The sequence below is a fragment of the Asanoa sp. WMMD1127 genome (assembly GCF_029626225.1).
GTDB lineage: Bacteria > Actinomycetota > Actinomycetes > Mycobacteriales > Micromonosporaceae > Asanoa.
On sequence record NZ_JARUBP010000001.1, the window covers coordinates 5552225 to 5567305 of the forward strand.

At 73.9% G+C, this 15081-nt stretch carries 14 protein-coding genes; 7 read left to right on the top strand and 7 right to left on the bottom strand.

Annotated elements, in window-relative coordinates:
• The first annotated feature begins 78 nt into the window (after positions 1 to 78).
• Entirely contained in the window at positions 79 to 753 is a 675-nt protein-coding gene (locus O7635_RS26465; RefSeq protein ID WP_278083181.1) for a hypothetical protein, read from the top strand.
• On the opposite strand, the gene O7635_RS26470 is transcribed toward O7635_RS26465, so the two are convergent.
• Both O7635_RS26470 and O7635_RS26475 read right to left on the bottom strand, forming a co-directional pair.
• Entirely contained in the window at positions 754 to 1074 is a 321-nt protein-coding gene (locus O7635_RS26470) for a nuclear transport factor 2 family protein (RefSeq protein WP_278083182.1), read from the bottom strand. It lies immediately after the preceding gene.
• Positions 1075 to 1092: 18 nt separating this feature from the next.
• Positions 1093 to 1809: a phosphotransferase gene (locus O7635_RS26475; protein WP_278083183.1), complete on the bottom strand. Its 717-nt coding sequence runs from the start codon at positions 1807 to 1809 to the stop codon at positions 1093 to 1095.
• Between the two features lie 32 nt (positions 1810 to 1841).
• On the opposite strand from O7635_RS26475, the gene O7635_RS26480 reads away from it, so the two are divergent.
• Complete coding sequence (locus O7635_RS26480; RefSeq protein WP_278083184.1) at positions 1842 to 3290, top strand: MFS transporter; 1449 nt, start codon at positions 1842 to 1844, stop codon at positions 3288 to 3290.
• On the opposite strand, the gene O7635_RS26485 is transcribed toward O7635_RS26480, so the two are convergent.
• Positions 3268 to 4659, bottom strand: a complete 1392-nt coding sequence (locus O7635_RS26485; protein ID WP_278083185.1) for an FAD-binding oxidoreductase — start codon at positions 4657 to 4659, stop codon at positions 3268 to 3270. The genes O7635_RS26480 and O7635_RS26485 overlap by 23 nt on opposite strands.
• 108 nt (positions 4660 to 4767) lie before the next feature.
• On the opposite strand from O7635_RS26485, the gene O7635_RS26490 reads away from it, so the two are divergent.
• Complete coding sequence (locus O7635_RS26490; RefSeq protein ID WP_278083186.1) at positions 4768 to 5679, top strand: LysR family transcriptional regulator; 912 nt, start codon at positions 4768 to 4770, stop codon at positions 5677 to 5679.
• On the opposite strand, the gene O7635_RS26495 is transcribed toward O7635_RS26490, so the two are convergent.
• The 3 genes from O7635_RS26495 to O7635_RS26505 form a co-directional block, all read right to left on the bottom strand.
• Positions 5676 to 6398 (bottom strand): hypothetical protein, encoded by a 723-nt coding sequence (locus tag O7635_RS26495; RefSeq protein ID WP_278083187.1) that lies wholly within the window; start codon positions 6396 to 6398, stop codon positions 5676 to 5678. The genes O7635_RS26490 and O7635_RS26495 overlap by 4 nt on opposite strands.
• A 117-nt stretch (positions 6399 to 6515) precedes the next feature.
• Complete coding sequence (locus tag O7635_RS26500; RefSeq protein WP_278083188.1) at positions 6516 to 7331, bottom strand: siderophore-interacting protein; 816 nt, start codon at positions 7329 to 7331, stop codon at positions 6516 to 6518.
• A 3-nt stretch (positions 7332 to 7334) separates the two neighbouring features.
• Entirely contained in the window at positions 7335 to 8375 is a 1041-nt protein-coding gene (locus tag O7635_RS26505; protein WP_278083189.1) for an iron-siderophore ABC transporter substrate-binding protein, read from the bottom strand.
• A gap of 157 nt (positions 8376 to 8532) precedes the next feature.
• Between O7635_RS26505 and O7635_RS26510 the strand changes: the two genes are divergently transcribed.
• From O7635_RS26510 to O7635_RS26520, 3 genes are read left to right on the top strand one after another with little or no spacing between them, the layout of a single operon-like run.
• Positions 8533 to 9507, top strand: a complete 975-nt coding sequence (locus tag O7635_RS26510) for an iron ABC transporter permease (protein WP_278083190.1) — start codon at positions 8533 to 8535, stop codon at positions 9505 to 9507.
• Positions 9504 to 10550 (top strand): iron chelate uptake ABC transporter family permease subunit, encoded by a 1047-nt coding sequence (locus O7635_RS26515; RefSeq protein WP_278083191.1) that lies wholly within the window; start codon positions 9504 to 9506, stop codon positions 10548 to 10550. Before O7635_RS26510 ends, O7635_RS26515 begins: the two co-directional genes overlap by 4 nt.
• Positions 10547 to 11389, top strand: a complete 843-nt coding sequence (locus tag O7635_RS26520) for an ABC transporter ATP-binding protein (RefSeq protein ID WP_278083192.1) — start codon at positions 10547 to 10549, stop codon at positions 11387 to 11389. The genes O7635_RS26515 and O7635_RS26520 overlap by 4 nt, the downstream gene beginning before the upstream one ends.
• Here the strand turns inward: O7635_RS26520 and O7635_RS26525 are convergent.
• Entirely contained in the window at positions 11379 to 12257 is an 879-nt protein-coding gene (locus O7635_RS26525) for an arginase family protein (protein WP_278083193.1), read from the bottom strand. The two genes, O7635_RS26520 and O7635_RS26525, sit on opposite strands and share 11 nt — an antisense overlap.
• Positions 12258 to 12345: 88 nt before the next feature.
• On the opposite strand from O7635_RS26525, the gene O7635_RS26530 reads away from it, so the two are divergent.
• Complete coding sequence (locus tag O7635_RS26530) at positions 12346 to 15057, top strand: penicillin acylase family protein (protein ID WP_278083194.1); 2712 nt, start codon at positions 12346 to 12348, stop codon at positions 15055 to 15057.
• The last annotated feature ends 24 nt before the right edge of the window (positions 15058 to 15081 follow it).

The following is a 15081-nucleotide window of genomic DNA, read 5'->3' on the forward strand; positions in this document are numbered from 1 at the left end:
TAACCAACTCGCGCCGGACATTGAAAGAGACCTTCATAGATGCCGCGCTATCGCCGTGCGCTGAGTAAGATCGCCCGCGTGACGCGATGGATCTACAACGACCGCCCGGCCGACGTGCGTTTCCTGACCGACCGCATCGCGGAGCCGGGACGCACCGAGATCGAGACCGAGATCTGGGACTGGATCGTGCGCGGCGAGGCCGACCCCGCCGAGTTCGTCGACTTCTTCGACGACGACGAGGAGCGGCACGGCGCCACCGACGGGGAGCTGAGCCAGGCGTACGAGCAGGCGCTGCGTGCCCGGCGGAAGCAGCAGCGGGCCTGGGGCGCCGTGTCCAGCAACCTCACCCGCGCGTTCACCGCGCTCAACGCGCGCGGCGTGGTGGCGCGGGAGAACTTCAGCTGCTGCGGCACCTGCGCGGCCGGCGAGATCCACGACGAGCGCGACGACACGCGGCACTGGCAGGGCTATCTCTGGTACCACCAGCAGGACACCGAGTCACTCCTGGCGAGCGACGACGGCGCCGTCTATCTCGGCTACGGCGCCTACCCGGCCGAGGACTTCGACGAGGCGGCCTACTCGGCCCTGCCGGAGGCGGAGCAGGAGGCGCGCTACCAGGCCGACGTCGAGCGCCTCCTCGACGACGTCGTTTTCCCGGTGCTGCGCGAGCACGGGATGCGCGTCGACTGGAACCGCAAGCAGTCGACCCGCGTCCGCCTCACCGGCGCGCAGTGGTACGCGCCGCTGCCCTGATCAGGTCTCGAGGCGGGCGATGCGGTCGCCGCGCACCGTCAGGTGCAGGTCGCCGGTGCCGTTGAAGCGGCGGCTCGTGGCCCGGATCGTGACCACCCAGGTGTCGGCGCCGGTCGACCGCCAGCCGAGCAGGTCGAAGTGCATGCCGACGCCGATGTTGTCGGTGCTGTCCCAGCTGCGGACCCCGTCGTGCCCGGTGAACTCGCGGCTTCCGTCGCGGATGTAGGCGTCGTCGGTGAAGGCGGCGACGAAGGCGTCCGTGTCGCCCGCGTTCGTCGCGTCGATCAACGCGCTGATCGCCGCCGGAGGCTGCTCGGTCATGCCTCCACCTTCGCACGGTCAGCCGACGGCACGCTCCAGGTCGGCCCGGTGCGTCGCTGTCCACTCGTACGCGTCCCGCACCCCCTTCAGCTGGCCGCCGTCGCGGAGCCGGACCATCGCCGGGTCGCCGGCCGCCGCCTGCTCCTCGATCCCACGCCAGCACCGGTCCTGCCACCACAGCACGGTGTCGATCACGTCGGTCCGATCCGCCAGCCCGTAGGAATCGCAGACGACCCGCACGCGACGGCCCGCCTCGGCCACGTCGGCGCCCGGCCCGAGCGCGGTGAACTGCCAGCACACGTGGGCGACGTCATGGACGCGGGCGCCCGGCGCGGCGAGGTCCCAGTCGATGAACGCGATCGGGCCCGGCCGGTAGACCGTGTTCTTCGGCGACAGGTCGTTGTGGCAGACGACCTCGGCGTCGCCGGCGAGCGCGGTGCCGGCGGTCAGGTCGTGGAACTCGCGCACCAACCGCGCGACCGCGGCCAGGGCGGCGTCGGTCGGCTCGGGCGGGCGATCCCAGGGGACCTGACCGTCGACGTAGGACAGCATCTCGCGCCCATCGGCGTCGAAGCCGAGGAACCGCGGCGCGCCGGGCCAGTCGTGCGCGGCGAGGTGGTCGAGCAGCCGGTGGACGAACTCCGCGCCGCGCGGGGGCTGCCGCCGCACCGTCTCACCGACCCGCACCACCGTCGTGACGAACCCGCCCGGCAACGCCTCTTCCTGGCTTCCCACGCTGACCTCCCCGTCGACCCTATGGTGGCAGCATGCCGACGACCACCGATCGCCGGCGGGCGATCCTAGCGTTGCTCGCGTTCGCGATGCTGATCGTCTCGTTGGACCAGTACATCGTCGTGGTCGCGCTGCCGGAGATTGGGCGCGGGCTCGGCTACTCGGCGCAGACCCTGCAAGCGGTGATCAGCGCGTACGCCGTGACCTCGGCCGGTTTCCTGCTCCTCGGCGGCCGGGCCTCCGACCTGCTCGGCCGCCGGCGGGTGCTGGTCGCGGGTCTGACGCTCTACGGCGTCGGCTCGCTCGTCGGCGGCCTCGCGTCGTCGCCCGAGGTGCTGCTGGTGGCCCGGGCGGTGCAGGGGCTCGGCGGCGCGCTCGTCTTCCCGGCCACGCTCGCGCTGATCAACACCACGTTCGCCGAGGGCCCGGAGCGCAACCGGGCGGTCGCCATCTGGGGCGGCACCGGCGCGGCCGGCCTCGTGGTGGGCGTGCTGCTCGGTGGCATTCTCACCCAGGCGCTCGGCTGGGAGTCCGTGTTCTTCGTCAACGTGCCGCTCGCCGCGGTCGCGCTGGTGCTGTCCTTTGTGCTCATTCCGGCCGACCGTGGTCGGGAGGCCGGCCGCCGGTTCGACCTGCCCGGCGCGCTGACCGCCGCGGTCGGCATCACCCTGCTCGTATTCGCTCTCGTGCAGGGCCCGAACCTCGGCTGGGTCTCGCCGGGCGTCGTCGGCAGCGCGGTGGGCGCGGTCCTGGCCCTGACCGCTTTCGCCGTGATCGAGCGCCGCGGCCGGGACCCGCTCGTGCCGCCGCACCTGCTGGCCAACCGCAACCTCGCCACGGCCGCCGCGATGGCCTTCATGTTCTGGGCGACGTTCGGCTCGGTCCTTTACTTCCTGACCCTTTACTTCCAGGACGTACGCGGCTACGACGCGCTCGCCACCGGTGTCGCCTTCCTGCTGCCCACCGCCGTCGTCGTGGCCGGCTCGACGTTCGCGGGCCGCGTGGCGACGCGGTGGGGCCTGCGGCCCACGCTGGTCGTCGCGCTCGCCGTGGGCGCGATCGGCGCCGTCGCGCTCGGGCTGGCCATGTCACCGGACGCCGCCTATCCGACGCTGATCCCCGGCCTGGTCCTGCTCAGCGCCGGCGACGGCATCACGTTCACCATGATCTTCATCGCCGCCGGCACCGGGGTGCCCGACCGGGAGCAGGGCGTCGCCTCCGGGATCGCGTCGACCAGCACCTCGATCGGCGCCGCCGTCGGCCTCGCGCTGCTCGTGCTCGTCGCCGCCGCCGGCACCGAGGGGCTGACCGGCGACTCGCTGCGAGTGGAGACGGCGGCCGGCCTGCGTACCGCCGTCTTCGCCATCGCCGGTGGGATCGCGGCCACCGCCGTGCTCGCCCTCAACCTGCGGCCTGAGCGGCAACCGCTCGCCGCGGCGCCGTGTCCGCGCGGCGTGCCGGCTAGGGAGCCGGCGGAACATTGACGTTGACCCGGAACAGGTTGTCGGGGTCGTAGGCCCGCTTGACCGTCGACAGCCGGGCCAGCGTCTCCGGCGTGTACGCCCGGTGGAGCGCCTCCGCCTTCCCGTCGAACGCGCCGATGAAGTTGAGCAGCGCGCTGCCGGTCGTCCACGGACCCAGCGCGGCGAGCACGGCGGTCACGGGAGCCCGCAGCTCCTCGGTGTGGCCGGGAGGGCCGCTGGCGCCGGTGAGGAACTGGAACGCCGCGTCCCGGTGGCCGACCGCGTTGGGGACCGGCGGCTCGCGCGTGAGGGCGCCGCCGAGCTGGCGCACCTCGACCACCAGCGCGGGCAGGTCGACGTCCGGGCCGGCCGCGTGGATCAGCGCCTCGCCGGCCTCGGCCGGGAACTCGCGGAGCAGACCGCTGCTCTCGTACGCCGGGAGCGGGTCGACCGGGTCCGCATGGATGATCGCGGTCGACGTGTAGGGCATCTCGGTGACCGTGTCCACAATGGGCGGCGCCGTCGCGCGCAGGTCGGCGAACAGCCGCTCGCCGTCCTCCGCGGCGCCGAGGAAGGCCAGCCGCACGTTGACGCTGAACCGGTCGCGCAAGGGTTCCGGGACGAAGGGGAGCGACGGGAGCCGCAGAAAGGCCAACGACGTGCTCAGCTCCGGCGGCGCCACCTCGGTCAGCCGGCGGAACGCGTCGACCACCGCCCGGGTGTGCTCGGCCGCGAAGTAGAGCCCGCCGCCGTAGAGCCGGTCGATCCGTTCGAGGTCGACGGTCAGCGCGGTGACGACGCCGAAGTTGCTCTTGCCGCCGCGGACGGCCCAGAACAGGTCCGGCTCGTGCTCCGCGTCCACCTGGCGCACCTCGCCGTCGGCGGTGACGATCTCGACCGACCGCACCGTGTCGGCCGAGTAGCCGTAGCTGCGGCTCAGCGTCGGGCTGAGCCCGCCGCCGAGCGTGTAGCCCACGAACCCGACGTTGGGCGACGAACCGGCCAGCGGGGCCAGGCCCACCTCGGCGGCGGCCGCCACGACCCGTTGCGCCTCGACGCCTCCGCCGACGGTCGCGGTGCGCGCGTCCGCGTCCACCCGGACGTCGTTCATCCGCCGCATGTTGACCAGCACCGCGCCGTCCGTGGGCAGGAACGCCCCGTGTCCCGTGGCGACCACCGCGACCGGCAGACCGTGCGCGGCGGCGAACCGGACGGCCGCTCGCACGTCCGCCACGGACGTCGCGCCGACCGCGACGGCCGGATCCTGGTGCTGTGCGAGGTTCCAGGTGGCGGTCTCCGCGGTGTAGGCCTCGTCGCCGGGCGCCGCCACCGGTCCCGCCACCGCCGCGGCCAACTCCGTCAGATCGCTCCGCTCGATGATGTCGGTCATTCCGCAACCCCCGTTCGCTGACTGTCGTGGCGCAATCGTCGTCGCGATCCTGGTCGTCGCCCACACAACTGCGCGCTGAGGCCCATCGCGATCGGCGATAGTGGGGTGATGGAACTGCGCCAGCTCGAGTACTTCGTCGCGGTCGCCGAGGAGGGCAGCTTCACGAAGGGCGCGCAACGGGTGCACGTCGCCCAGTCGGCGGTTTCCGCGACGATCCGGAAGCTGGAGCGGGAACTGGGCGCCTCGCTCTTCCAGCGGGCGGCGAACCCGATCGCCCTCAGCGACGCCGGCGAGGCGCTGCTGCCCGAGGCCAAGGCCGTGCTGGGCTCGGCGTTCCGGGCGAAGGACATCGTCGCCCAGGTACGCGAGGGCCTGCGCGGCACGATCCGGATGGGCACGCTGACACCGATCGGGACTCGCCCGGGCGCCGAAGGTCCGCTGCTGATCGACCTGGCGGCGGTTCTGGGCCGCTTCCACGCGACCCATCCGGGGGTCAACATCCGGCTGCGCGGTGTCGTGACGGGTTCCGCGGGTCACCTGGTCGACCTCACGGGCGGCGACCTCGACCTGGCGATGGTCGGCATCGTCGACCGGCCGCCCGGCGTGCGGCTGCACCGTCTCGGGTCCATCCGCTGGTCCTTCGTCTGCGCCCGCCGGCACCCGCTGGCGGCCGAGCGCGCGGTGACGCTGGCGGACCTCAAGAACGAGACGTTCGTCGACTTTCCGCGCGGGTGGGGCAACCGGGAGATGATCGACCGCGCGTTCGCGGCGGGCGGTCTGAGCCGGGACGTCCCGTTCGAGGCGGCGGATCCGGAGGGCGCGCTCGCGCTCGTCCGCAACGGCCTCGGAGTGGCGTTCCTGCCGCGCTCCTGCGTGGGCGACGGGGAGCACGTCGCGGTCGTCGACGTGGCCGGGGCCGACCTGGACCTGCCGATCGCCCTGGCCACACCGGCCGATCGGCCGCCGTCGCGGGCGACGGCGGCGCTGATCGACGCGCTCCTGGCGGCGGCGGGCCGCTAGGCGGGGGCGGCCGCCACGGCCGCGGCCGGCCGGGGCAGCCCGATCCGGAAGGTCACGTCGGGCATGCGGCGCAAGGCCCGGATGCCCCACAGGGCGCACACGCCCACCATCACCGCGGTGAGGATGCCGCTGAACACGCCGCGGGAGAGCACGGCCGCGTCCAGGCCCAGGTGCAGGAAGCCGAGGCTCATGCCGGCGTCGATCAGCCGGCCGAGGCCCCACAGGGCCGCCGTCTGCACGAACACCTTGTGCAGGCCCCGGTGCTCGCTGAGGTGGCCGGGCAGGGCCACGAAGTCGCGGGCCAACCGTCTGGTGATCGGCCGGCCGAGCAGCGCGCTGCCGAGGAACAGCGCCGCCATGAACAGCGAGGCGATCACCGGCTGGACGAAGTACACCAGCGCGCTGGACAGCGCGAGCGCCACGCTGGCCCGGGCGACCATGGCGCCGGCGCAGACGAGCAGGGTGCCCGGCAGGTGCCGCCCGGTGAGCCAACGGATCGTCACCGTGGCCGCGGACCAGCCGATCACCGCGAGCAACGCGGGGAGCAGCCCCGCCGTGTGCAACAGGAGATAGAGCAGGCCCGTGGGTACGAGCACCGTTTCGGCGAACAGGCGTGCGGCGCGAACCAGTGCGGGACGGATGGCGCCGAGCTCGATGACGTGGGGTGCCGCTTCCGTACTGATGGTGAACCACTCCAGGGGGATCGGCGGGCGGAACACGAAGCGTAGCGGGCCAACCTGAACCGGCCGCCGCGAAAAGCCGTAATATCCCTCGCAGCGCGCCGGTCCAGGGCCGATACCTCGCACCGATTTGCCGGTGAGGCCTGTCACTTACTGTCACATCGCGGCGTGGCCGTGCCTCCAGTAGCCGATGAAGTCGACGTGGGCCTTCGGAACGGCCCGCTCGGCAACCAGGTGCCGGCGCGCGCCCGTCGCCAACCCGGACTCGCCGACCAGATAGGCATAGACCGTGCCGTCGGGCAGTTCGGCCGCACGCAGCGCGGCCAGCGCCAGCTCGCCCGGTGTGCCCGTAGCGCCGTCCCGTGCGACCCACTCGACCCGCAGGCCGTCCGGCACCCGGAACCGCTGGCGGTCGGCGTCGCTCGGAATCTCCACAATGGCCAGTCCGCGCGCGTCCGCCGGCAACGACTCGCAGATGCCCGCCACGGCCGGCAGGCCGGTCTCGTCGGCGACCAGCAGCGTCCAGTCGTGCGCGTGGCGGGGGTGGTAGCCGACACCCTGGTCGAGCAGGCCGATGCGGTCGCCGGGCGCGGCGGTCGTGGCGAACGTGGCGGCCGGGCCGCTGGTGCCGTCCGCCTCGGCGTGGACGACGAAGTCGACATCCAGCTCCCGCAGGTCGCCCCGGAACGCCCGCACGGTGTAACAGCGCACGTGCGGCCGCTTGGCCCGCGGCGTGGCCAGGTACTGCGCGTACCACAGGCCCGACGAACGGGTCGGCAGCCGCAACGTCTCCTGGCCGGTCCGGGGGAGGAAGAGCCGCATCCACTGGTCGAAGCCGAGCGGGGTGAACAGGTCCAGCCCCGCGCCGCCCAGGGTGACCCGCACCAGATGCGGGCTTACCTGCTTGGTGCCGACCACCTCGACCATCAGCACGTGCGGGTCGACGGGCTTGCGCATCTTGAAGCCGGCCATCGGTCAGGCCTCCGCTCGCCGTACCTCGGTGGCGGGGTCCCCGTCGATCGCCGCGGCCATCTGCGGCACGAGGTTGTCCAGCAGGTACGGCAGGCTCAGCGGGGTGATGAAGGACAGCGCGGCGCCGAGGTCCTCGTTGTTCTCGAGGAAGACGTCGCGCCCGTCCTTCTTGACGCCGAGGGCGGCGTACAACGGGTTGGCGTGGATCGTGGCCTTGTCCTTGTCGTAGCTGTCGATCAGCCAGAGCAGCACGTCGGTGTCGACCAGGTTGGTCTTCTCGGGGCTCAGCGTCACGCCGAACTCGGTGCCGGTCAGCGCGTCGAGGCCGGTGGGCAGCGCGAAGCCGAGGTCCTTGAGGAACCGCCCGCGGGCGTCCTGCGAGCCGTAGACGTAGATGCCCTGGTAGTAGGTGACGACCGCGCCGACCTTGCCGGCGAACGCCGGGTTGGCCTGCCGGGCCGCGGCGAACCGGGCCTCGACGTCCGAGATGACCTTCTCCGCCTCCGCCTTCTTCCCGACGGCGGCGCCGACGATCCGGGTCAGCTCCTGCCAGCTCGCGCCGAAGTCGATGACGCCCTTCGCCTCGGCGATCGTGGGCACGCGGGCGGACAGTTTGTCGTACTCCTCCTTGGTCATCCCGGAGTAGACGCCGAGCACCAGGTCCGGGTTGAGCGCCAGCACCTTCTCGATCTCGATGCCGTCCGTGGGCTTGAGCACCTGTGGCACCGGGTTGCCGCCCAGCTCGTCCTTCGCCCACGGCCAGATGGCGCCCGGCTGCTCGCCCCACCACTCGGTCGTCGCGACCGGGGTGACGCCCAGCGCGAGCAACGCGTCCTGCTCCACGAGCCCGACCACGACGATCCGCTTGGGCTCCGCCGGGACCGTGGTCGTGCCGTACTTGTGCTCGATGACCGCCGGGAACGCCGCGGCGTCGCCGGCGCCGGCCGATGAGGCGGGTTGCGGGTCCTCGGTGCCGCAGGCGGACAAGCCGGACGCGAGCAGCAGGACGCTGGCCACGGCCGCGATATGACGACCCAGACGCATGGGTTTCCTTCCGAAGGAGCAGCGCTTTACGTGACCGGGAGTTTAGGTTAGCCTCCCCTAACTGTCTACGAGGGAGGCGGGATTGCTAACAGCGGTCTCCCCGGCGCCACCGGAGACCGCCCCGTCGCGGCGGCCGGCACCGCGCCGGCGGTCCACCGTGGGCATCGCGGCCGCGTTCGCGCTGCTCGGCGTGGCCGTCGTGCTGAGCGTCGCGGTGGGCACGCGGTGGATCGACCCGGCGACGGTCTGGCATCTGCTGTGGCATCCCGATGGGTCGCCGGAGTCGGTGATCGTGCACGACGTGCGCCTGCCCCGCACCCTGCTGGCCGTCGGCGTCGGCGCGGCCCTCGGCCTGGCCGGCGCGGTCATGCAGGCGCTGACCCGCAACCCGCTCGCCGAGCCGGGCCTGCTGGGCGTCAACACGGGCGCCGCCACCGGCGTGGTTGTCGCGATCGCGTTCGTCGGGACCGGTTCGCTGGGCGCGTACGTCTGGTTCGCCTTCGCCGGCGCCGGCCTCCTCTCCGTCGCGGTCTTCGTGCTCGGCGGAGCCGGGCGGGTCCCGACCCCGGACCGCCTGGTGCTGGCCGGTGTCGCGGTCGACGCGGTGTTGTCGATGCTGATCTGGACCGTGCTGATGACCCGCCCCGACGCGTTCCTCCGCTACCGGCACTGGGACGTCGGCTCGCTCACCGACCGTGGCTACGACGTGCTGGTCCAGGTGCTGCCCTTCCTGGTCGTCGGCGTGGCCGCGGCGCTGCTGCTCGGCCGGAGCCTCAACGCGCTGGCGCTGGGCGAGGAGGCGGCCAAGGCCGTCGGCGCGCGGCCCGGGCGCACCCGGCTCGCCGGCATGCTCGTCGTGACCCTGCTGTGCGGGGCCGCCACGGCGGCGGTCGGGCCCATCGCCTTCCTCGGCCTGGCCGTCCCGTTCGCCGCCCGGCTCCTCGTCGGCGTCGACAACCGGGCCGTCCTGGCCATGTCGACGCTGCTCGGCCCTGGGGTGTTCCTGCTGGCCGACGTGCTGGGCCGGGTGGTCGTGGCCCCGTCCGAGCTGCAGGTCGGCATCGTCACCGCGGTCGTGGGCGGCCCGCTGTTCATCGCGCTGTGCCGGCGGCGCCGGGTGGGTGTGCTGTGAGCGGCCCGCCGACCCGGCTCACGGTGCGCGCCGGCCCGTGGTCGGTCCGGCTGCGGCCGCGCAGCGTCGCCGTGACGCTGGCGCTGCTGGTGGCCGCGCTGGGTCTGGCCCTCGTCAACCTGTCCACAGGGGACTTCCCGGTGCCGTTCGGCGAGGTGCTGCGGTCGCTGTTCGGCTCGGCCGGCGACGGCACCGCCTACGTGGTCCGGGAGCTCCGGCTGCCCCGCGTGCTGGTGGCCATGCTGGTCGGCGCCGCCCTCGGGATCAGCGGCGCCGTCTTCCAGAGCCTGACCCGCAATCCGCTGGGCAGCCCCGACTTCATCGGCCTGACCGTCGGAGCGGCAACCGGCGCGCTGGTCGTCATGCTGCTGCTCGGCGGAAGCGGGCTGTCGGTCGCGGCGGGCGCGCTGGTCGGCTGCCTCGTCACGTTCGGCGTCATCTACCTGCTGGCGTTCCGGCGGGGCGCGGCGCCGGTGCGGCTGGTGCTGATGGGCATCGGCGTCTCGACGATGCTGGCCGCGTTCGACACGCTGCTGATCGTCCGGTCCCGGCTCGAGGAGGCCATCGCGGCCCAGCGCTGGCTGATCGGCAGCGTCACCACGAGCACGACGGCCGAGGTGGCGCTGATCGCGGGCGCGCTGGCGGTGCTGGTGCCGCCGCTCGTCCGCTACGGGCGGGAGCTCGACATGCTCAGCCTCGGCGACGAGACCGCGCTCGCGCACGGCATCCGGGCCGAGCGGTCGCGGCTCGTGCTGTCGGTGATCAGCGTCGCCCTGGCCGCGATGGCCACCGCGGTGGCCGGGCCGATCGCGTTCGTCGCCCTCGCCGCGCCGCAGCTGGCCAGCCGGCTGACCCGGGCACCGGGCGCCGGCATCGGCGCGGCCGCCGCGATGGGCGCGTTCCTGATGACGGCGAGCGACTGGATCGGCCGGCGCGTGCTCCCGCTCGACCTGCCGGTCGGCGTGGTCACCGCCGCGCTCGGCGGGCTCTATCTGACCTGGTTGCTGGCCGGCGAATGGCGGCGAGGAAGGCAGTTGACATGACGTCGGAGCAACGGCTGGGCGCCCGGGACCTGACCCTGGCGTACGACGGGTCGCCCGTGGTCGACGCCCTCGACCTGGACGTCCCGGACGGCTCGTTCACCGTGATCGTCGGCCCGAACGCGTGCGGCAAGTCGACCCTGCTGAAGGCGCTGGCCCGGGTGCTGCGGCCGCGCTCGGGCTCGGTGGTGCTCGACGGCGCGGAGATCGCGTCGTACCCCACCCGCGAGGTGGCCCGGCGCCTCGGCCTGCTGCCGCAGTCGCCGCTGGTCCCGCCCGGCATCGTCGTCGAGGACCTGGTGGCCCGCGGCCGCTTCGCCCACCAGCGCCTGCTGCGGCAGTGGTCGGCGCAGGACGCCCGCGCGGTCGCCGACGCCATGCGGCTGACGCAGGTGACCGACCTCGCGGACCGGTTCGTCGACGAGCTGTCGGGCGGCCAGCGCCAGCGCGTCTGGCTGGCCATGGTGCTCGCCCAGCAGACCTCCATCATGCTGCTCGACGAGCCGACGACGTTCCTGGACCTCGCGCACCAGATCGACGTGCTCGACATCTGCGCCGAGCTGCACGAGGGCGGCCGCACGGTCGTCGCGGTCCTGCACGACCTCAACCAGGCGAGCCGCTACGCGACGGACCTGGTCGTCATGCGCGCCGGCGCGATCGTCGCCCAGGGCCCACCAACGGAGATCCTCACCGCCGACCTCGTCGGCGACGTGTTCGGCGTGCCCTGCCTCGTCATCCCGGACCCGGCGACCGGCACCCCGATGGTCGTCCCGGTCGACCGCACCCGCCGCGCCGCCGGCCGCGCCGGCACCCCGGACCTGGTCGCCCGGGCTAAGGCCTGAGTGCCCCGTCGAGCAGCGTGACCAGCTCGGCGGCGTGGCGGCCGTGCGGGTCGAGGTCCGGCCGGTAGTCGGCGAGGCTCACGCCCAGCAGGCGCGGCGACGCGGCGAGCGGGGCCAGGACGGCGGCGAGCTGGCCGAGGTCCGGCCCGCCCGGCTGGGGATAGGTCACCGCCGGCATGGCGGTCGGGTCGAGCACGTCGACGTCCACGTGGAGCCACATCGGGATGCCGAGGCCGTCGGCCCAGCCGGCCGCGCGACGGCCGGCCGCGCCGGGGTCGTCGATGACCGCGGGCGCGTCGATGGTGAACAGGTCGGCGGGCACCCGGGCGAGCTCGGCCGCCGAATCGGGGTCGAGGTCGGCGGTGCGGTGGCCGAGCAGGGCCGCGTGCCGCGCCGCGACCATCGGCGCCCGGCCGCCCAGGCCCGTCAGCGCGGGCGGTCCGTCGCCGGTCAGCACCGCCAGCTCGAGGTCGGCGGTCTCGCCGGTGTCCGAGGCCGCCGCGTCGAAGAAGTCCGGGTGGCCGTCGACGAGCCACAACCCGACCTCGCCGACCGTCGGGCGAAGGTGGGCGAAGACCCCGAGCAGCAGGCTGCAGTCGCCGCCCAGGACCAGCGGCCACAGGTCGGGGTGGCTCCGGCGGCCGGCCGCGAGCGCGTCGGCCAGGGCGCGCGCCGCGGCGATCGTCCCAGGCAGGGCCCGCACACCGGTCGCCAGGTCCCGATCGGCGTGCGCGATGCGCGTGGCCGCGTCGCCCAGGTCGACCTCGGCGCGCAGGCCGGCCGCCCGCAGCGCCGCGGGCGCGCGCTCCTCGCCGCGGGCCGAGGCCGAGCTGTCCCAGGGCGCGCCGAGCATGAACCAGCCGGTCACCGTTCCACCGTAACGCGCGCTGTTGCCCGTCGATCGAACGATGGCTAAGGTGCGGGGACCAGCCATCCATGCTGGACGGAGGCCCGTGATGCGCCGTCGCCTGATCGGTCTGCTCGCCCTCGCCATGGTGCTCGGCTGGCCGCCGCCCGGCGCCGCCGCGGGCGGGGGGAAACCCGGGACCGTGTGGCGCGACGCCTACGGGGTCGCCCACATCACCGCCCGCAGCGAGCGCGACCTGCTGTTCCTCCAGGGCTGGCAGCACGCCGCGGACCGGCTGTTCCAGATGGACGTCAGCCGCCGGCAGGCCTCCGGGACCCTGGCCGAGCTCCTCGGCCAGCCGGCGCTGCCCGGCGACGTCGAGGCCCGCACGATCGGGCTCCGGCGGGCGGCCGAGCGCGGCCTGCCGGCGCACAGCGCGGAGATGCGCAAGGGCCTGGAGGCGTACGCCGCCGGCGTCAACGCCTGGGTCGCCGGCCACCCGCTGCCGGCGCAGTACGCGGCCGTGCGGATCACCCGGTTCGCCCCATGGACACCGGTCGACAGCCTCGTCATCGGCAAGGCGATCGCCTTCAACCTCTCGTTCGACCTCGACATCGAGCTCACGCTGGCCGCCGACGCGTACGCCCGGGCGGGCGTGGAATCCGGGTTCGACGGCGCCGCGCTGTTCCGGGACGACCTGTTCCGCTCACAGCCCTTCAGCGCGGCCTCGACGGTCCCGGACGCCACGCGGCGGGCCGCCCGCGCCGAGCCGGGCCTGAGCGACGCCGCCCGCCGGCTGGCCCGCGACTACCAGGCCCGGGCGCAGCGCACGCCGCTGCTCGCCGATGCCGTCGACCGCACCTTCACCCTCGGCTCCAACGAGTGGGCGATCGCCGGCCGGCACACGACCACCGGCCGGCCCATCCTGGCCAACGACCCGCATCTCAGCCTCACCGCCCCGGCGACGTTCTATCCCGTCGCGCTGAAGGGCGGCGGCATCGACGTGCAGGGGGAGAGCTTCGCGGGCGCGCCCTACGTGATCCTCGGCCAGAACCGCCGCGTCGCCTGGGGCGCCACCACGAACCCGATGGACGTCACCGACACCTACGTCGAGCGTCTCGTGCCGGATCCGGCGTCACCGAGCGGGCTGTCCACTGTCTACCAGGGCCGGCCCGAGCCCGTCGTGGCGATCCCGGAGACGTTCCGCGTCAACGCCCGCTCCGCCGACGCCACCGACACGCTGGTCACCGTGCCGCCCGGCGGCGACGTCCCGGCCGCCACCCTGATCGTGCCCCGGCGCAACAACGGCCCGATCGTCTCGCTGGACCGGGCGGCCGGCACCGCCCTCTCGGTGCAGTACACCGGCTTCTCCGCGACCCGCGAGCTGGAGGCCTCGCGCCTGATCAACCTCGCCCGCGGCGTCGACGACGTCCGCCGGGCGCTGGACTTCTTCGACGTGGGCTCGCAGAACTGGGCGGTCACCGACGTGGCCGGCCACATCGCCTACTTCACCAGCGCGGAGATGCCGCTTCGGGAGGACCTGGAGGCGGGCGCCGTGCGCGGCCGGCCACCCTATTTCCTGCGCGACGGCACGGGCGGCAACGAGTGGCTGCCGGCGACCCGGCCGTTGCGGGGGCAGGCGGTGCCCTACGCCATCCTGCCGCCGGCCGAGATGCCGCATGTGGTCGACCCGCCGGCGGGCTTCTTCGTCAACGCCAACAACGATCCCGCCGGCACCACATTGGACAACGACCCGCTCAACCAGCGGCGGCGGTCGGGCGGCATCTACTACCTCAACGTCGGCTACGACGGGTTCCGGGCTGGCCGGATCACCGAGCTGGTCCGCTCGGCGCTCGCCCGGGGCGGCAAGGTCTCGGCGCGCGACGTCCAGGACCAGCAGGCCGACGTGACACTGCTCGACGCGGAGTTCTTCCGGCCTCACCTCGTGCGGGCGCTGGCGCGGGCCCGGGGGAGCGACTCGCCGGAGCTCGCCGCGCTCGCGGCGGACCGGCGGGTGGTCGAGGCGGTCGGCCGGCTGGCCCGGTGGGACTGCACGACCCCGACCGGCATACCGGAGGGCTACGACGCCGCCGACGTCGCGGGCCACCGCCGGCCGCCGAGCCGCACCGAGGTGGCACACAGCGTCGCGGCGAGCATCTACGCGGTCTGGCGCGGGCAGTACGTCCGGAACGTGATCGACGCCCGCCTGGCCCCGCACGGCCTGCCGGAGCCGGGCGGCCCGGAGGCCCTCAAGGCGCTGCGGATGCTGCTCGAACGATTCCCGACCCGGCACGGCGTGGGCGCGTCCGGCATCGACTTCTACGCCGTGCCCGGCGTGGCCGACGCCGCCGACCGGCGGGACGTGCTCCTGCTGCGCAGCCTGGCCGACGCGCTGGACCTGCTGGCCGGCCCCTCGTTCGCGGCCGCCTTCGGTGGTTCGACCCGGCAGGACGACTACCGGTGGGGCCGGCTGCACCGGGTGACCTTCGGGTCGCCGCTCGGCGCGCCCTGGTCGATCCCGCCGGCCGGCGGCGCGTTCCCCGCCCCGCTGCCGGACCTGCCGGGCGTCCCGGTCGACGGCGGCTTCGGCACTGTCGACGCGGCCAGCCACAACGTCCGAGCCGACTCGGCCACCGAGTTCACCTTCGGCGGCGGTCCGGTGCGCCGGGCGGTGGCCCAGCCGACGCGGACGGGCATCACCGCCGTCTCGTCGCTGCCGGGCGGGACGAGCGAGACCCTCGGCAGCCCGTACTACTTGAACCTGCTGCCCCGCTGGCTGACCAACGAGACCTATCCGGTGCTCATGAACGGGGCGCGGTGACGTCGTCGGCACCGCGCCCCGCCC